Here is a 17,979-nt window from a genome sequence, read left to right as displayed (position 1 = left end):
GTGCGGCACGTTTACGTGTCGTCGCTGTCCTGTGGCGGCCGCTCGGATAATCGGTCGAACCGACGCTGTGTCTCGCTCGCCCGGTTATCGGTTTCGTCGGGCTCATGGATTACATCCACAAGCGCCGCGTCTGCAACAGTGATTTCCAGAACCACGTCGGCCGTCCGCGCCTCGGTCGGCAGTTCGGTCGCCGCAATGTCGAGGGCAGACAGTCCGTCCTCGGTGTCCACTTCCAGCGTGGCGATCCCGTCTTCGATCCGGTCGACGACGGCGGTGTAGGTTCCGTCAGGTAGCATTAGTAGCTCCGTTTCAGTATGGTCTCGTTGTCGGCGTCGGTCACAGTGACTGTGTCGCCGCCGTTGTTCCATATCGGACGCCCCGACCCCCAGTAAAGGTCGGTGTCCGTGTCGGTGCCGCTGCCGGTATGCAGCGTCACGGTTTCGTCCGGGCCGAGAGTGAATCCGTCGGGGACGGTGTAGCTGTGGTCGGCGTCATCGCTGACCGTCCAGCCGCCCATTTCCAGCGGCTCCGCGCCCGCGTTCCGGAACACGACGTACTCGTCGTTGAGGTTGTCCCGGTCGTCGCCCGCCGCATCGGCGCGCACCCGGTCGATAATCAGGTCGCCACTTGTGTTCTCGGCGGGCGTTCCCCCGTCAGTTACGGTTGGGCCCGGTGTATCAGTCCGCGGAGACGAGCGGGGCAGGTAGGTCGCTCGCGGCGTAACCGATTCGGTCGCACCCGGCGCAATCGGGTCCCCAGTGCGGAGTGACAGCGGGTCGGTCGGCGCTGCCCGCTGCGTGCTGACGGTCACAGCGGTCCCGTTGCTAGTCAAGACGGTGTCCCCGTGGGTTGCGGTCCAGTGTGCCGGAACCGAACGCGCCGCAAGGCGCTGGAGCGTCTCGTTGTTCGGATGGCCGTACTGCGAATCGTAGGCGCTCGAGACCACCACGGTCCGGGGGTCGACGGCGTCGAGTAGCGGCCCGCTCGTGCTTGACGCGCTGCCGTGGTGGCCGGCTTTCAGTACGGTGGCCCTGAGCGCCGCTCCGTAGGTATCGACGAGATACGCCTCCTGGTCGTCCTCCGCATCGCCGGTAAAGAGAAAGCTCGTCTCACCGTGCTCGATTCGGAGGACGATGCTGTTCTCGTTTCGCGCCGCGTTTTCCAGATACGGCTCCGGCGGGCCGAGCACGGTCGTCTCGACGCCGGAAAACGGAATCCGGTCGCCCTCGCGCGTTTCGTACAGCGTCACGTTGTGGGCTTCGACGGCGTCGAGGTACCGCTCGTAGGTCTGCGTGCTCGCGGCGATACCGGGGTCGTACACCGCACCGACGCCGTTTTTCTCGGTCTCGTAGTGCCTGATGACGGCCGCATTGCCGCCGATGTGGTCGGCGTCGTTGTGCGAGACGACGAAGTGGTCGATGCGGTCGATGCCCTGTCGGTCGAGGTACTGGAGGACGTACTCGCCGTCGTCGGTGAAGTCCCCGGAGTCGATGAGCATCGTCTCGTTGTCTGGGCTGACCAGCAGGGTCGCCACCGACTGGCCGACGTTGATGAAGTGGACCTCTAACGTCCCGTTCGCCGCGGCCGGGGAACCGGCGTCCGGCGTTGCAGTCGGCGGGGTCGCCGTCTCCGTGGGGGTCGACAGGTCCGCACCGCCGTCCACGCCGTTTGCCACGAACCCGCCACAGCCGGCAAGCACCAGTAGCGCCGCGACTGCCAAGGACTCGACACGGGGACTCCGTACCATTCCGTCTGTCTACGTGGCCGAGTTATTTGGTACCACTTACCAACTACGTGCCACGGGACAGGGCATATCGTCGCTAGCTCAGAACGACGGCACGCCGGTCAGTAGTTCGCGGTCTCGGGCGTCTGTGGCGAGTCCGTCGGTCGCAGCAGGTGGACGCGCCCGGCGAGGAACCCCAACAAAAGGCCGGTGAAGTGTGCGATGAGCGCGACGCCGGGGTTCGCGGTCGCGAGCGTGATCGCCGCGGCGACGCCGCCGGCCAGCGCCAACTGGACGCGCGGCGCGAGTTCGAACCCACCGATGACAGTGTCAGTCAGGCGGTTTGCGGCAAGCAGATAGCCAAAGAGCGCAAACACCGCGCCGCTGGCCCCGAGGACGGAGACGTGGCTGACCATCCCAGGAACGAGCGGGCCGACAAGGCTGGCAATCGAGACCTGCGAGACGCCGGCGAGTGCGCCGGTCGAGAGGAAGAAGGCGTGGAATCGGAGCGGCGACGTCCGGCGTTCGAGGACGACACCGGCGAGCGCCACTCCGACGGCGTTTGCGATGAGATGCGACAGGCCAGCATGTGCGTACACGCTGGTGACGAGTGTCCAGGGACGACTGAACAGCGGGGGCGAGAGGGCGAACAGGCTCCGCGGGGCGGTCACCACGCCGACGGCCTGCTGTGCGAGGAACACAGCACCGATGACCGCCAGCGTGACCACGGTTGGGCTTTGTCGCAACGACTTCATTGTGCCGATATTGTCGCTCTCAACACAAGAAACGCTCGGACAGCCCTCCGTTTCAGAACGCATACGTGGCATCGTCGCGTTATGTCGCGTATGTCCGAACTGACCGACGCCCTCACCACGGCGTTCGCAGACGAGACCGATGACGAAATCGCACAGACGGCCGCCGAGAACATCGCCAACTTCGCCGAGGAGTACGACGAGGATCTGACGAGCGACCGCGTCACCGACCTGCTCGCGGACGCGCCTTACGACGGGTTCGACCGCCAGTTCAACTGGGTCATCGGCGAACTCGCCGCTGAAAATGAGGACTGCACCGACTCCCGGCCGTTCCGTATCGACGGGTTCGGCGAACTCGCCGCTGACCCCGATATCGGGACCTGAGGGGACATGCCTGGCGGAACCTACACGCTGGTTCTCGAACGGGACACCAGCAGGCCAATCGAGGTCGGCGCGCTGGGCGAAATCGAGTTCCCGGCGGGCTGGTACGCCTACACCGGGAGTGCGCTGGGCAGCGACGGCTTCGGGCGCATCGACCGCCACCGCGCCGTCGCCGAAGGCGACAACGACACCCGGCACTGGCACATCGACTATCTACTCGGCGACGCGGCGACGACCATCGCCCGGGTCGTCACGACCGAAGCCGATATCGAATGCGCCGTCGCCAAGCGGGTCGACGGACCGACAGCGGCGGGGTTCGACCGTATCGACGCCTTCGGCTGTTCTGACTGTGACTGTCGCTCACACCTGATACACCACGAACAGCAGGAGAAACTTGTCGGCGCGGTGACTGCTGCCCACGAGGCCGCTCAAGAGGAGACAACAGCCGCGACAGAGTAGTCAGGAGATGTGAATCGCGGGCTTGTTCGGTCGCGCTTTTGCCGCGAGGTCGTCGTCGGGTGCGGCCCGCCGGACGACGACGTCACAGCCGAACTCGTCTTCGAACAGCCACGCGGCCTGCTGGAGCGTGTCGAGTTCGCGCTCGCCGTTGATAATCGGTTCGAGCCCTGCCCCGCGGTCGGCCAACCGGTCGGCGAAATCGGCGGCCGTGTCGCCGTGCTGCTTGATACCCTCGTCGGCCATGATTTCGCCGACGATGGCGTCGTCGGGGTCAGACTCGCGGGCGATTTCGTAGGCGCGGTACTTCCAGTCGGCGGCAACGACGAGTTCGATCTCGTTCGGTTCGTCGATGTCGACGACCTCCGTGATTTCGCGCACGTCGTCGAGCGTCCGCCGGACGACCTGCCGCTCGATGCGGTAATCGTCCACGTCACGGAGCGGTTCTGGCCACCGGCTCTCGGCGACGAGGCCGTCCTCGTCGAGCAGCTGCCACATCTCCTCGGCGAGGAACGGCGCGATCGGGGCAACTAGGCCAGCGAGCACACGCAAGCCGCGGCTGTAGGCGAACTGGTAGGGACGGTCGTAGCCCGCGTAGCGCCCCAGTAGGCGGGCGAAGCGCTGTATCTCGCCGATAACGCGGTGGAAGCGAAAGCGGTCGTACTCCTCGGTAACGGCCGCGATAGTCCGGTCGATTTCACGCTCTAAGTACGCGTCGTGGTCGGTGCTCTCGGTCCGTGTCTCCGTTCGGTCGGTGTATTCCGTGACAAGGCGATACAGCGTCTGCTGGAAGTCGTAGGCCGTGGAGACGTCCTTCACGGTCCACTCGAAGTCCTGCGAGGGGTGGGCCGCCGAGAGGACAAACAGCCGCGTCGTCTCGGCCCCGTACTCGTGGGGCGCGATGTCGTTGCCCTTCGATTTGGACATCTTCTCGCCGCTGTGAAGCACCGTCCCCTGATTGATGAGTCGCTCGACCGGTTCTTCCCGGTCCAGCAGGCCGATGTCCGACAGCGCGCGGGTGAAAAAGCGTATATAGAGGAGGTGCAGCACTGCGTGTTCCTCGCCGCCGACGTACACGTCGACCGGGAGCCACTCGTCGGCGGTTTTCTGGTCGAAGGGCGCGTCCGCGAAGTGCGGCGAGAGATACCTGAGGAAGTACCACGAGGAGTCGACAAACGTGTCCATCGTGTCCGTCTCCCGCACCGCGTCGGCCCCGCAGTCGGGACAGCTCGTCTGTTTCCACTCCTCTGCGGCGTCGAGTGGGTTCCCCGTCGTCTGGACGTAGTCGGGCAGTTCCACCGGGAGGTCCTCCTCGGGGACCGGAACGTGACCGCAGTCGTCGCAGTGGACGATGGGGATCGGCGTCCCCCAGTAGCGCTGCCGCGAGATGAGCCAGTCCCGCAGGCGGTAGGTCACCGCGGACTCGGCGGCCTCGTGCTCGCGCAGGCGCTCGCGGGCGGCGGAACTGGCGAGGCCGTCGTACTCGCCACTGTCCATGAGCATCCCGTCGCCGGTGTAGGGTGCGTGTGGCAGGTCCGTTCCGCTGCCGTCGACCGGTTCGACAGCCTGCTCGACGGGCAGGTCGTGTTCGTCGGCGAAGGCGTGGTCCTGTTCGTTGTGAGCCGGCACGCCCATCACCGCACCCGTGCCCACGTCGTCAAGCACGTACGCGGCAACGTACACCGGCAGTTCCTCGCCGGTGTACGGGTGGGTTGCGGTGAGGTCCGTCTCGACGCCGCTCATTCCGGCGTCGTCCGTGCTCGCCACCGACTCCACGTAGTCGGCGACATCGTCGTCCGCCTCGGCCAGCGCCCGGGCGAGGTCGTGGCCCGGCGACAGCGCCAGATATGTCGCGCCATATACCGTGTCGAGCCGCGTCGTGAACGCCTCAACGGTCCCGTGGTCGTCGTGACCGACTGAGAAGGCGACGCGAGCACCTTCTTGTCGACCGATCCAGTTACGCTGACTGTCCCGAACGCCGTCGGGCCATCCCTCCAAGTCGTCGAGCCCGTGATACAGCTCCTCGGCGTAGTCGGTGATGGCGAAGAACCACTGGTCGAGGTCACGCTGCTCGACGTCCGTTCCACAGCGCCAGCAGACACCGCCACCGTGGGTGTGGCTGTGGCCAGTGCCAGCAGTCGTTTCGCCTTCATCGGCTTCCGGCGGCGTTTCGACCTGCGCGTCAGCAAGCACTGTCTCACAGTCCGGACACCAGTTCACCGTCGCCGCGCCGTAGTCGACCAGCCCCTCATCGTAGAACTGGGTGAACAGCCACTGGTTCCACTGGTAGTAGTCGGGGTCGCAGGTAGTGATTTCCCGGGACCAGTCGTAGCCAAAGCCCATCTCCCGGAGGTCGTCTTTCATCTGGTCGATACAGGTTCGGGTCCAGGATTCGGGGTCAGTGTCCCGTTTGTAGGCCGCGTTCTCCGCCGGCAGGCCGAAGGCGTCCCACCCCATCGGGTGAAGCACCTCGTCACCGGCCATCCGCCGATACCGGGCGTAGGCGTCGGTAATGGCGTAGTTTCTGATGTGTCCCATATGCAACGAGCCGGAGGTGTAGGGAAACATTCCCAGCACGTACGTCGGGTCCGTAGCGTCGGTCGGGCATTCGAAAACGCCCTCTCGCTCCCAGGCCTGCTGCCAGTACTCCTGAACCCGAGCGTGGTCATATCGGCGCGACATTTGCTATCTCGTCCTGTGCTTGCCGCGCACATCAGTGTTCGGCTAGAAAAGGTGGCGAGTCGTAGTGAGACAGTGGTTGTGTACAGCCAGAAATCCCCGGCTGTCATCGGACGCGCAGCGTCCGATTGCCCGCGAGAGCGAAGCTCTCGCCCTGGCTGAACTCGGGGGCCTCGCTGCGGTCCTCACTGCGTTGCGGTCCTTGCTTCGTCCGCCGTCGTTCAGCCAGCCGCCCCTTTCAGTCCCACCCAGCATAGTTTGGGCAACCATCCACGGGTGGGACTGAAAGGGGCTGCCGTCTCGGCGAACCCCGAGGACACAAGCACCTACCGGAGCGTCGTTCGAGAGAGCGAAGCTCTCTCGTGATCACGAAAATCTCCGGTTTTCGGACGACAGCGAGTCGCGGGAGCCGAGACGGCAGGGGCTTTCTGGCTGTTCGCATTCGATCAACAGCTGCGGGCAGAAACAAGTCCAGAGAAGGTTGTGTCTAGCTCATTCCTCGCCGGACTCGTAGTGGTCACCGGCGGCTTCCGGCAGGCGGGTCTTGCCCACCAGAGCGAGCACGACGATGACGGCGACGAACGGAATCGTCTGGACCAGCGAATCGGGGACGGCGATGACATCGGCCGTCTGGAGACGCAACTGGACGGCGTCAAGGCCGGCAAACAGCGTGGTCGATAGCAGCGCGCCGACCGGATTGTAGTTGCCGAACAGATACGCGACGATGGCGATGAATCCCTTGCCGTTGACCATCGTCGGGCCGTTCCCGGTGAACTGACCGATGTTGATCGCCAACGCGGCCCCACCCATGCCGGAGAAGACACCGGAGAGGAGCACGGCGGCGTAGCGGACGCGAGACACATCAACGCCGGCGGTGTCAAGCGCCTTCGGGTTCTCGCCGGCGGCCCGGACCCAGCGGCCGAACGTGGTTCGGTTCAGGACGTACCACGACGCCGCCACGGCGAGGAACATGATGTAGACCGCGGGCGAGGCGTCAAACAGCGCGCCGAAGAACGGGATCTCGGCCAGCGTCGGAACGGTTATTGTGTCGAAAGTCCCGACGCTGCTGGTGTTTGGCCCGCCGTAGAACACCTGCGAGGCGAACGGCGCAAGTCCGAGTGCGATGAGCCAGACCGCCAGCCCAGCGATAATCTGATCGGCGCGGAACTCGATGCAGACAACGGCGAACACGCCCGCGAGGAGCGTCGACGCAACAATGCCGATGAGGAACCCGAGCCACAGCGAACCGGTGGCGTCGGCTCCGAAGATGGCTGCGAAGGCGGAGATGATGAGCAGCCCTTCCAGCCCGATATTGATGATCCCACTCTTCTCGGCGAAGATGCCGCCCAGCGCGGCCAGCACGATCGGAACCGAGAGCCGCAGTGTCGATGACAGCGTCGATTTCGAGGCCAGAACCCAGAATATCTGTCCGGGCGTCGACGCCGGCGCGAAGAATCCGAATCCGGCAAGCACAGCCAGTGTGAGGAACGCTGCGGCGGCGATGAGGACCCGACTTGAAGCCGAGCGGAGTCGATCCATAGCACTGTCGTTAGTCATCAGCACCACCTCCTGCGGTCGCGGTGGCCGGACTGTCTGGCTCGCGTGCTGCGAGCCGCCGGCCGATGATACGGAAGAACTCCGGCATCGCGACGAACAGGATGATCAGTCCACGGAGGACGCCGACAAGCTGTGGCGGCACGTCGGTCGCGAACGCCACCACGTTCGAGCCGGACTTGAGGACGCCAAAGAGCAGCGCGGCGAAGACGGCCCCGATCGGGTTGTTGCCGGCGAGGATAGAGACGGTGATCCCGTCGAAACCGTAGCTCGGAATCCCAGTCTGGAACTTTCCAAGGGTCATCATCACGAATACGGCCCCGCCGATGCCGCCCAGTGCGCCCGACAGCGTGAGCGAGGTCAAGATGGTCCGGGCAGAGTCGACGCCACCGTACTCCGCGGCCGCGGGCTGGATACCGGCGGTCCGCAGGTCATAGCCAAAGGCAGTGTGTTCGAGCAGGTAGTAGACGCTGCCGACGAACGCGAGTGCTATCAGGAGTGCGAGCAGCGAGAAGTCCGTCCGCGGGTCAAACAGGATCGAGGGGAACTGTCCCTCAACGGGTAGGGTCGGGGTCTGTGTCGCCTGGCTCGTCGGGTCGGCGAAGTGGTTCCGGACGAGATACAGCGTTACCCGTACCGCGACGAAGTTGAGCATGATAGTGGTAATGACCTCGTTCGCGTCGGCGTAAGCTTTCAGCGCGCCGGGGATCGCACCATAGAGGCCGCCACCGATCGCGCCAGCGAGCAACCCGAGCGGAATAAACAGGACGAGCGCGATCGTCCCGGAGACCAGCGAACCGGCCCACAGCACCGTCAGTGCGGCTGCCAGTGCGCCGATGATAAGCTGGCCCTGCGTCCCGATGTTGAAGATGCCCGCACGGAACGCTAAGGCTACCGAAAGCCCGGTAAACACCAGTATCGTCGTCTCGCGTAGCGTCGCCGCAAACTGTGCGTTCAGCGGCGACCAGCCGCCGGCGAAGGGATCGCCCAGCGCGCCGAGGAACAGCCGGTTGAACACGTAGAACGGGTCGTAACACAGCGTCGTGGAACCGAACGTGAGGGCCGGCGACCGACACGTCGCCAGCAGTCCCGCGGCAGTGACAATAACCGTCCCAACGACGAGAGAGAGCAATAGCGCCGAGACAGCGATGAGAATCCGCTCGCCGACTGAGGTCTGGCCCAGCCTGATCAGTCGCTGGCGGTACTGTGACCACCGGTCGTCCGAGTCCGGTGTCGGCGGGTCGTCCCCGTTCTGCGACGGGCCACCATCGCTCATTGGTGGCCCTCCCCGTTCGCCGCGATGGTCGGGACGGCGTCAGGTTGCTGCCCGGCCATCAACAGCCCGAGCTGTTCTTCGGTCACGCGCTCTGGATCCACGATGTCGACGATCTCACCCTCGTAGACGACGGCGAGGCGGTCCGAAAGGGACTGGACCTCATCGAGGTTCGAGGAGATGAGCAACACGGCTCGGCCCGCTTCTCGGAGCGCGTTGATCTGGTCGTGGATGAACTCCATCGACCCCACATCCACACCGCGAGTGGGGTGGGAGGCAACGACGAGACGCGGGTCCCGGGCGAACTCCCGACCGACGACGAACTTCTGCTGGTTCCCACCGGAAAGGGACTTCGCGTGGGCGTTGGCGTCCGGTGGCCGAACGTCGTATTCTTCGATAATCTCCTCCGCGTGGTCGCGCGTGTGGTTCCAGTCGATGCGTCCATTCGAGGTGTAGTCGGCCGCGTGCTGGCTCCCCAGCAGGCCGTTCTCGACGAGGTCGAAGTCCATCACCAAGCCCCGCTCCTGTCGGTCTTCCGGGATGTAGGCCAGCCCGGACTCGATTCGCTCCCGACGGCTGTCGGTGGTCCGGTCGACGCCGTCGTACATGATTGTCCCCTCATCAGGCATCTGGAGCCCGGTAATCGCCTCGACCAGTTCCGACTGGCCGTTTCCATCGACGCCAGCGATACCGAGCACCTCACCGGCCCGGACGTCAAGCGAGATCCCGTCGACCGCGCGGACGCCCCGGTCGTCCTCCACGACGAGGTCCGAAACCTCAAGAATAGACCGGCCTGGCTCGGCTGGGTCCCGGTCAAGGTCCAGCAGTACCTCCCGACCGACCATCATCTCGGCCAGTTCTTCCCGAGTGATGTCGTCGGCCGGCACTGTCCCGACGTTTTTCCCCTCTCGCAGAACAGTGATTTCGTCAGCAGCCTCCATCGCCTCGCCGAGCTTGTGCGTGATGAAGATAATCGTCTTCCCCTGGTCAGTCAGCTCTTCGAGCACGCGAAAGAGGTCTTCAACTTCCTGTGGTGTGAGCACTGCCGTCGGTTCGTCCAGAATCAGAACATCCGCGCCGCGGTAGAGCGCTTTGAGAATCTCGACGCGCTGCTGGACGCCGACACCGACATCTTCGATTCTGGCGTCGGGGTCCACGTCGAACCCGTACCGCTCAGACAGTTCACGGACCTGTTTTCGGGACTGTTCGCTGTCAACTGTGAGTCCAAGCCACTTGCGGGGCTCGTTCCCAAGCGTGATGTTCTCGGTGACGGTCATCGGATCGACCAGCATGAAGTGCTGGTGGATCATGCCGACACCTTCGTCGATGGCGTCGCGCGGCGAGTCGAACTGCTGTGTCTCGCCGTGCACGTTGACCGTCCCCTCGGTGGGCTGGTAGAGCCCGTAGAGGACGTTCATCAGGGTGGTTTTGCCCGCACCGTTCTCGCCGAGCAGTGCGTGAACCGTCCCCTTCTCGACCGCCAGATCGACATCGTCATTCGCGACTACCCCCGGAAACCGCTTTGTAATTCCATCGAGGTGGACGGCCTGTTCCATACTCTGAGCCGTTACCGTCCCGTTGTTTTAACTTCACGGTTCCACATGTCTGGCAAAAATCTGCGGCAACTGCGTGTGTGGCCGCGGTGGCGCTGTTGTATATTATGTCCAGAAGGTTCCGACCGCAAGGCCGGAATGGGCCGGCAAATCGCTCCAGCAATCCGCCTCAGGCGTTGTCGGGGTCAGTCGGCACGCTGATGTCGCCGTCGATGATGCTCTGACGAACTCCGGAGACCTCGTCTTTGACGCTCTGTGGGATTTCCGAGCCGAGCTGCTGGCCGTACACCGCTTCGACGCCGTTCTGTTCGAGGCCGAGCGTGTTCACAGCGCCGCCATCGAAGTTATCGTTCGTCGTCGACTCAATGGCGGCGTAGACAGCGTTGTCGACCCGCTTGACCATACTCGCGAGAATGATATCGCTGAAGTTCTCTTTCGTGACCGACTGGTCGCGGTCGACACCGACGGCGAAGCGCCCCGCCTCCTGCGCCGCCCGGAACACACCGGTTCCGGTGTTGCCGGCCGCGTGGTAGACGATGTCCGCGCCGGATTCGTACATCGAGAGGGCCGCCTCCTGTCCGCCGGAGGGGTCGTTGAAGTCGCCGACATAGGCTGTCTGGACGTCGACGTCCTCCTCTGCGTGCTTGACGCCGGCTTTGTAGCCAGCTTCGAAGCGACCGATGAGGTCGCCCTCGACGCCGCCGACGAAACCGACACTCGCGGAGTCACTCTGCGTGGAGCCGGCTCCAGCCGAGAAGTCCTGAGTGGACAGCTTCGCGGCCATCAGTCCAATGAGGAACGAGCCCTGATGCTCACCGAACACGTACGAGCCGACGTTGTCCGCGTCAACGACGGAGTCAACGATCATGAAGTCCTGCTCGGGGTACTGTTCGGCGTTCTCCGTGAGGGCGTCCGCCTGCAGGAAGCCGATACAGCAGATAAGATCGTAGTTCGGGTTCGAGGACTGTGCGTACTGTTGCTGAAGGCTGCCGAAGTCCTGTACCGCTTCCGGCTGCGACTCATCGTATTCGATGTTGAGCTCGTCTGCTGCCCGGATAGCTCCGGTCTGGGCCTGGTCGTTGAACGACCCGTCACCGAGCCCACCCGTCGCATACACCATTCCGATGCGAGCGGCCGGACCGCTGTCGCCGTCGCCACCGTCCCCGCCATCGCTGTCGGTGTCCCCGCCGTCGCCGCCGCTGCCGTCGCCGCCATCGCCACCGAGGCAGCCAGCTAACCCGATTGCGGTTGCGGTACCAACACTACTGATGAACGTGCGCCTTCGCTGTGACATGTCCCACCAGCGGTGTCGATAGGCGTTAAAGACTTCGGTGTCGCACATTAGCCACATCGGCGACAAATCATGGCAAGGCGGACCGATCACCGTTCGATACCGACGCCGCGGACATTTTATGTACTGGGTGTGAACGGCTGGCAATGACAGTCTGGTCGCGTTCACACAGCAATAACTGGCAGACACCAGCGGGGCTCAGCAGGCGGTGACGACCGTCGTCTTCTGGGCGCTGGTCGCCCTCGCGACGATCACCGGTCTGGTGACAGCCTGGACCCTCGGTGCGAACAGCAACTCACCCCCATTCGCCCCGGCTATCGGTGCGAACGCCATTTCGACGATGCGCGCTGCCTTCCTGATCGGCATCCTCGCCGCGATGGGGGCACTGACCCAGGGCGGGAGCATTTCGGAAACGGTCGGGGCCGGCCTTATCGACGGCGCCACGATCACATCGCTCGCAGCCGTCGCCGGGCTGTTGACCGCGACCGGATTCATGGCGTTTGGCATCTACTCGGGCTACCCCGTCCCGGCGGCGTTCGCGACGACGGGCGCGATGGTCGGTGTTGGCCTCTCGCTCGGTGGACAGCCGGTGTTCGACACCTACCGTCGTATCGCGACGTTCTGGCTGCTTGTCCCACCTGTGTCGGGGAGCCTGGCCTATCTCACCGCGACGGTGTTGCGCCGAGACGACATCCCCGAAACGGTCGGGGTCCCGCTGCTCGCCGGCGTCGTCGGGGGTATCGTCGCAAACGTTCAATTGAGCATCATCCCCTCGCCCGCCGGCACCGACCAGGGCTCGCTGGCCGGCTTTGCCGCGATGGTGGCTGGCACGGATATCGCCGCCGTCGCCACGACGCTGCTGGTCGCCGCGGGGAGCTTCTACTACATCCGCCGACAGACCCAGGCCTCCGTCGATAAGGGTATCAAGACCTTTCTCGTCGTTCTCGGCAGCGTCGTCGCCTTCTCTAGCGGCGGGAGTCAGGTCGGCCTCGCAACCGGCCCGCTGGAGAACCTCTACCGCGCCGAACTCGGCCTGCCCGGGTTCGTATTGCTGGCGCTCGGCGCAGTGGGTATCCTCGGTGGCGCGTGGATGGGCGCACCCCGCCTGCTACAGGCGACCTCCCGTGAGTACGCGCAACTCGGCGTCCGCCGCTCCATCGCGGCGCTGGTCCCCGGCTTCATCATCGCGCAGGCCGCCATCGCGCTTGGCATCCCCATCTCGTTCAACAACATCATCATCTCCGGGGTCATCGGCGGCGGCCTGGCCGGCGGCTCCGCCGGCGTCTCGCGCCGGAAAATAGGTGTGACTGTCGGGTTCTGGCTCATCACACTCGTCACAAGCGTCGTGATCGGCTTCGGCGTGTATCAGGTGCTAGAAGCGGCGCTCGGTAGCCAGGTCTGAGAAGGGTGTGGTCGGCCAGCCACGCGCTACCGGACGACCGTTACCGTCACCGGCGCTTCGCTGACGACCGCCGTCGCAACGGTCCCCAGCAACCGCCGGGCGATCTCGTTTCGCGTCCCGCCGTGGCCACCCATCACCACCTGATCCACGTCGACCGCCTCGACGTAGTCCAGAATCGTCTCGGCCGGGTCACCGGTCTCGACAGCCGTTTCGACCTGTTGGCCGGCCTCACTGGCCTGCTGTGACGCCCGGTCAACGAGCTTCGTGGCCCGCTCGTCGGCGGCCGCTTGGCGGTCCGCGTCCGGTTCGAGCACCCCGCCTTCGCTCATCCCCGTATCGAGCGGCGCAACGACGTTCAGAACTGTAATCCGGCAGTCGAACGTCTCCAGCGCGTACGTCAGCGCCTCGTCAGCCAGCGGTGACCCGTCCAGCGGGACGAGGACGTGTGTCGGTGTCATATATTCTCTCTGGGAGGCGGCTACAAGTAGTCAGGGGCAAGTCGGTGCTTGCCAGATGAGTGTCAAGCCCGTCCCACATGAGTTCGAACCAGTGGAAGACTCGCTTCGCTCGTCTTCCAAGGCTCGAGTCCACTAATCACGACGCTGTCGCTCACGGGTTGTTCGCGACAAGAATAGTCCATCCTGGATTCGAACCAGAACCAGACGTGCTCGCTTCGCTGTGCGCGACTGGCAGGGCCCGAATCAGTAACTACGATTTCGTGGCTCGCGAGTTTGCTCGCCACAAAAATAGTCCATCCTGGATTCGAACCAGGGTCGAAGCCCCCAGAAGGCTTCAGGATTGGCCACTACCCCAATGGACTGTGTGCACTCTACAGTATCGGGTGCCCCTTTGTAAGCGTTGCGCGATTCGGTCGGACATGAAGCGTGTCAGCAGCCCACACAACACCGCCAGGAGAACAATAGCGTCATGCCTATGCTAGACGGCAAGACATCGACAGCGCTTTTTCGGGGTGCTGTGCACACTCGCGTATGTACGTTGGACGATTCGTCGTCGTCAGCTCCGAGGTCGGTGCGTACCGAGTCTCCTCGCGCTCGTTCCCCAACCGTCAGGCAGTCCAGCGCGACGGGACAGTGACCGTCGAGCCGACGCCAGACGCGCCGGAGACGGACAACCCATACATCTCCTACAACGGCGTCCGCGTCACCGAGCGCGGCGCGGTCGTCGGCAACGGCTCCCACGTCGAACCCATCGCCGAAAAGCTCGAACTGGGCTATCCGGCGCGGGACGCTATCGCGGAGCCGCTCCTGTCGCTCGACTTCGAGAAGGACGACTACGACACGCCGCGGGTCGCCGGTATCGTCGGTGTCGACGCGGCGGACCCGACGACGAACGCCGACGGCCCGGGCGCAGTCATCGGGACCGTCCGTCGGGCCGCGCTGCTCGTCGAGGAAGTCACCGAGCCGACGCTGGTGGCGACCTACGAGGAGAACAGTCCGACGGCGTTCGACCTGGCCGCGACCGACGCCAGCGATGTGGCCCGCGAGGTGTATGACCACGAGTACGAGCACGCCGTCTGTTCGGCCGGCGTCGCGGGGTCGGCGGGCGAGTTCGACGTGGCAGTGTACAACGGGGAGTGAGCGGATGACCGCGAACGATGGCGGACACAGATACTGAGCTAGGACCGACACTCAAGACCCCACAGGGGATAGACACGAACAATGAAACTCGGCATCCTCTCTGATATCCACGGCAATCGGGTGGCGCTCACGGCGGTGCTTGCAGATATGCCGCCAGTTGACGGGCTGGTCTGTGCGGGGGACGTGGTCGGCTACAACCCCTGGCACGCCGACTGTGTCGACGCGATGCGGGGGCACACCGACGCGCTCCCTGCGGACGCTTCCTGGCCGACCGAAGAAGTCCCGACAGTGATGGGCAACCACGACCGGGCCGTCGCCGCCGAAACGCCGTTCGCGTTCAACGGGATGGCACAGGCCGGCGTCGAACACGCTACCGAACAGTTGTCCGACGAGCAAATCGAGTGGCTGGCGGCACTGCCCGATGAGCGCCGCGTCTGTAACGAACGGGTGAAACTCGTCCACGGCCACCCTGACGACCCGGACCACTACACGTACCCCGAAGAGTTCGGCCCGGACCTGCTGGGCGACGAGGACGTCCTCGTGATGGGCCACACGCACCATCAGCACCACGAGGTGTACGGGGACGGTATCGTGATGAACCCCGGCAGCGTGGGCCAGCCCCGCGACAGGGACCACCGGGCCGCCTACGCCGTGCTCGACCTCGCGGACCTAACTGTCGAGGAGCACCGCGTGGCCTACGACACGAGCGCAGTCATTGACGCGGTAGAGGACGCTGACCTGCCGCGGCAAATCGGCTTCCGGTTGACCCAGGGCCGGTAGCCACAGGAACGGCACGTCGTCCGTCGGCGGCAGCCTGCAGATACTGCAGCGGGACGAGAGAATTTATGTCCGTGACCGCTACTGTATGGCGTGGAGTCCCCATTTGAGGTCCTCGGAATTACACCGGACGCCGACGACGGGGAGATCGTCGACGCGTACCGCGAGCGGGTAAAAGAAGCACACCCCGACCAGGGCGGGTCGGCGGCCGAGTTCCAGACGGTCAAAACGGCCTACGAGCGACTGCAGAACGGGTACGAGCCCGGGGACCCGCTTCCCGAGGAGACAGCGGAGCCCGAAGCCGAAGAGGCCCCGTCGGAACCGGACGACCCGATGGTGGAGTTTCTCAACTTCGAGGTGCTTGAGGACCACGGCTGGGCACTCGAAGACGAAGACCTGTTCGCGAAAGCCGCCGACGCGAACCTGCAATCGACTGACTTCGGGCGGTTCTACGTCGACCCGAACGACACGTTGCTGGAAGCGGCCGAGAAGAACGGCTTTGCGTGGCCCTTTGCCTGCCGCGGCGGCGCGTGTACGAACTGTGCGGTGGCGGTCGTCGACGGCGAGATGCCGTCGCCGGCGAGCCACATCCTCCCGCCCGAACTCACCGAGAAGGGGATTCGCCTGTCGTGTATCGCCGCACCGGTGTCTGACGACGCGAAAATCGTCTACAACCTGAAACACCTCCCCGAAGTCAGCGAATTACTGCTGCCCGCGAGCCGGTTCGAGCAGGCTTCCTCAACCGATTAACAAGTCCCCGGCCGTTAGAACACGTCCTGAACGAGTGAGAGAGCCTGTTCGCGGTCCTCCCACGGGACGAACACGGAGACCGACGTCGCGGACGTAATCACGTCATAGAGGTGGATGTGGGCGTCGGCCAACGGTGCAACGACCTGATGTGCGAGCGCCGACTGGCTCGGGTCGCCGCCGGTGACACGGATGACCGCGATTTCGTCTTCGACAGTAACCGACGAAAGCGTCTCGTCGTCAACGATGCGGGCGTGAAGCAGCGCTTCGGCCTCCTCGGCGTCGTCTTCGTCGACGTAGAACGTCAACGAGTCCATTCCCGATGAGTTGGCCTCGATGTTGATCTCCTCGTCCGCAATAGCGCCTGACAGGTCCGCGAGGATGCCCGGGCTGTTCCGGATAGCGCGGCCGGCAACGGTGACGCAGGCGATTGGCTGTTCCTGCAGGTCGATGAGGTTCTGGAACTCGCCCTCGATAGATGTGCCACCGGAGAGCAGGTCGCCGTGCTGGTAGTGGACGACGCGGACACCGAGGTCCTCACTCTTGTACGACAGCGCCGACGGCGCGACCACCTCGGCCCCGCGGAAGGACAGCGAACGGAGCTCGTCGACGGAGATTTTGCCGACGTTCCGAGCGCCTTCGACGACGCGCGGGTCCCCGGTCATGACGCCTTCAACGTCGGTGACGATGACGACTTCGTCGGCGTCCATGTAGTCGCCCATCATCACGGCGCTCGTGTCGGAGCCGCCACGGCCAAGCGTCGTCACGTTGCCCTGATAGTCTTGTGCCAGGAAGCCGGTGATGACCGGGACGACATCCTTGAGCTGGCCGGCGAGCGCATGGGCGCGCTTCTGTGTCTCCTCAACGTCGACCTCACCGTACTCGTCGGTGATGATCGGCCAGTCCTCGCTGCCGGGTTCAAGAAAGACCGCCTCGATACCGCGGGCGGCGAGTGCACCCTTGAGCATCCGGACAGATGTCCGTTCGCCCATGGAAACGATTTCCGCACGGTCCGCGGAGTCGGCGTCGTAGTTGATTTCTTCGAGCAGTTCGTCGGTCGTGTTGCCCATCGCCGAGGCGACGACCGCGACCTCGTGGCCCTGCTGGACGGCAGCGGCAATCGAGTCCGCGGCCCGGTTGATGCGGTCGCCGCTACCGAGGCTCGTCCCACCGAATTTGGCGACTACGCGCATGCTACCACCGTGCCCGTGTGTACGTGAACCATTGCCCTCGCGTTATCCGTCGCTCGGGATAACTGTGTTCATCTGTGACCGCGTCTCACTGTCGACAGCGACCGGCAGATTCCGTCGTGCGAAGCCCTGTTTTGCGAAGGCGGGCACAGCCCGGAGCGTCCGACACACCGTTTATTTGCGTGGGGTTCCCACGCACATGTATGGATATCCGCGACGCTATCGAGGATGACGCCGAGCGACTGGCCGCCCTCGCTGACGGGCCGCCGGACGTGATGCGAAACCTCGTCCACGACCGCACTGTCCGCGTGGCCGAGGAAGACGACAGCATTGTGGGGTTCGTGAGTTTCGACGCCGAACGTGGGACCGTCCACGTGACCCAACTGGCCGGGTCGAGCGACGCCTGTGAGGAACTCCTGACCGACCCTATCGAGTTCGCGCGCCGGGAACACATGACGGTCGAACTACTGCTTCCGGAGGACGAATCGCAAGTCCGGACCGCTGTTGAGGCGGTCGGGTTCACCTCCACTGGAAACGGTCCCCGGTTCGACGGGCAGGAGACGACGCGGTACCGATTAGAGCCGGAACGAGCAGAACACTGAC

The 17,979-nt window shown here is 64.5% G+C and carries 17 protein-coding genes and 1 tRNA gene; 7 read left to right on the top strand and 11 right to left on the bottom strand.

Annotation, left to right across the window (positions count from 1 at the left end; all coding sequences use genetic code 11):
- Positions 1-11: 11 nt before the first annotated feature.
- From BDK61_RS02350 to BDK61_RS02340, 3 genes are all read right to left on the bottom strand, one after another.
- Complete coding sequence (locus BDK61_RS02350) at positions 12-296, bottom strand: DUF3006 domain-containing protein (protein ID WP_007189536.1); 285 nt, start codon at positions 294-296, stop codon at positions 12-14.
- Complete coding sequence (locus BDK61_RS02345; protein ID WP_121302194.1) at positions 296-1,747, bottom strand: lamin tail domain-containing protein; 1,452 nt, start codon at positions 1,745-1,747, stop codon at positions 296-298. The genes BDK61_RS02350 and BDK61_RS02345 overlap by 1 nt, the downstream gene beginning before the upstream one ends.
- A 98-nt stretch (positions 1,748-1,845) precedes the next feature.
- A complete protein-coding gene (locus tag BDK61_RS02340; protein ID WP_167467351.1) occupies positions 1,846-2,478 on the bottom strand; it encodes a rhomboid family intramembrane serine protease in 633 nt (210 codons plus the stop codon).
- 90 nt (positions 2,479-2,568) lie between these two features.
- Between BDK61_RS02340 and BDK61_RS02335 the strand changes: the two genes are divergently transcribed.
- A complete protein-coding gene (locus BDK61_RS02335) occupies positions 2,569-2,859 on the top strand; it encodes a hypothetical protein (protein ID WP_121303887.1) in 291 nt (96 codons plus the stop codon).
- A 6-nt stretch (positions 2,860-2,865) separates the two neighbouring features.
- The gene (locus BDK61_RS02330; protein WP_121302193.1) at positions 2,866-3,315 is read left to right on the top strand and encodes a GIY-YIG nuclease family protein; all 450 of its coding nucleotides are present in this window, start codon (positions 2,866-2,868) and stop codon (positions 3,313-3,315) included.
- Here BDK61_RS02330 and leuS read toward each other — a convergent pair whose 3' ends face one another.
- The 5 genes from leuS to BDK61_RS02305 form a co-directional block, all read right to left on the bottom strand.
- A complete protein-coding gene (gene leuS, locus BDK61_RS02325) occupies positions 3,316-5,994 on the bottom strand; it encodes a leucine--tRNA ligase (RefSeq protein ID WP_121302192.1) in 2,679 nt (892 codons plus the stop codon).
- A gap of 489 nt (positions 5,995-6,483) precedes the next feature.
- On the bottom strand, positions 6,484-7,530 hold the full coding sequence (locus BDK61_RS02320) for an ABC transporter permease (protein ID WP_121302191.1): 1,047 nt from the start codon (positions 7,528-7,530) through the stop codon (positions 6,484-6,486).
- 10 nt (positions 7,531-7,540) lie between these two features.
- Complete coding sequence (locus BDK61_RS02315; protein ID WP_121302190.1) at positions 7,541-8,821, bottom strand: ABC transporter permease; 1,281 nt, start codon at positions 8,819-8,821, stop codon at positions 7,541-7,543.
- Positions 8,818-10,374 (bottom strand): ABC transporter ATP-binding protein, encoded by a 1,557-nt coding sequence (locus tag BDK61_RS02310; protein WP_004959809.1) that lies wholly within the window; start codon positions 10,372-10,374, stop codon positions 8,818-8,820. The genes BDK61_RS02315 and BDK61_RS02310 overlap by 4 nt, the downstream gene beginning before the upstream one ends.
- 166 nt (positions 10,375-10,540) lie before the next feature.
- Positions 10,541-11,713: a BMP family lipoprotein gene (locus BDK61_RS02305; protein WP_121302189.1), complete on the bottom strand. Its 1,173-nt coding sequence runs from the start codon at positions 11,711-11,713 to the stop codon at positions 10,541-10,543.
- 157 nt (positions 11,714-11,870) lie between these two features.
- On the opposite strand from BDK61_RS02305, the gene BDK61_RS02300 reads away from it, so the two are divergent.
- Entirely contained in the window at positions 11,871-13,064 is a 1,194-nt protein-coding gene (locus tag BDK61_RS02300; protein WP_049939035.1) for an inorganic phosphate transporter, read from the top strand.
- A 26-nt stretch (positions 13,065-13,090) separates the two neighbouring features.
- Here BDK61_RS02300 and BDK61_RS02295 read toward each other — a convergent pair whose 3' ends face one another.
- On the bottom strand, positions 13,091-13,522 hold the full coding sequence (locus BDK61_RS02295; protein WP_004959816.1) for a universal stress protein: 432 nt from the start codon (positions 13,520-13,522) through the stop codon (positions 13,091-13,093).
- A gap of 289 nt (positions 13,523-13,811) precedes the next feature.
- A tRNA-Gln gene (locus tag BDK61_RS02290) sits at positions 13,812-13,884 on the bottom strand.
- A 169-nt stretch (positions 13,885-14,053) separates the two neighbouring features.
- Between BDK61_RS02290 and BDK61_RS02285 the strand changes: the two genes are divergently transcribed.
- The 3 genes from BDK61_RS02285 (at position 14,054) to fer (ending at position 16,189) form a co-directional block, all read left to right on the top strand.
- On the top strand, positions 14,054-14,662 hold the full coding sequence (locus tag BDK61_RS02285; protein WP_121302188.1) for an IMP cyclohydrolase: 609 nt from the start codon (positions 14,054-14,056) through the stop codon (positions 14,660-14,662).
- A gap of 81 nt (positions 14,663-14,743) precedes the next feature.
- Positions 14,744-15,442: a metallophosphoesterase family protein gene (locus tag BDK61_RS02280; protein WP_121302187.1), complete on the top strand. Its 699-nt coding sequence runs from the start codon at positions 14,744-14,746 to the stop codon at positions 15,440-15,442.
- A 90-nt stretch (positions 15,443-15,532) separates the two neighbouring features.
- A complete protein-coding gene (fer, locus tag BDK61_RS02275) occupies positions 15,533-16,189 on the top strand; it encodes a ferredoxin Fer (protein WP_121302186.1) in 657 nt (218 codons plus the stop codon).
- 14 nt (positions 16,190-16,203) lie between these two features.
- Here the strand turns inward: fer and BDK61_RS02270 are convergent, their stop codons facing one another.
- Positions 16,204-17,379 (bottom strand): aspartate kinase, encoded by a 1,176-nt coding sequence (locus BDK61_RS02270; RefSeq protein ID WP_121302185.1) that lies wholly within the window; start codon positions 17,377-17,379, stop codon positions 16,204-16,206.
- Positions 17,380-17,579: 200 nt separating this feature from the next.
- Here BDK61_RS02270 and BDK61_RS02265 point away from each other — a divergent pair, with 200 nt between their 5' ends.
- Positions 17,580-17,978 carry a GNAT family N-acetyltransferase gene (locus tag BDK61_RS02265; protein ID WP_004959850.1) on the top strand — a complete coding sequence of 133 codons (399 nt, stop codon included), beginning with the start codon at positions 17,580-17,582 and terminating at the stop codon, positions 17,976-17,978.
- Position 17,979: the final 1 nt, after the last annotated feature.

Source organism: Haloarcula quadrata, from assembly GCF_003634715.1.
GTDB classification, from domain to species: domain Archaea; phylum Halobacteriota; class Halobacteria; order Halobacteriales; family Haloarculaceae; genus Haloarcula; species Haloarcula marismortui.
This window is presented reverse-complemented; position numbering and strand designations above follow the sequence as displayed.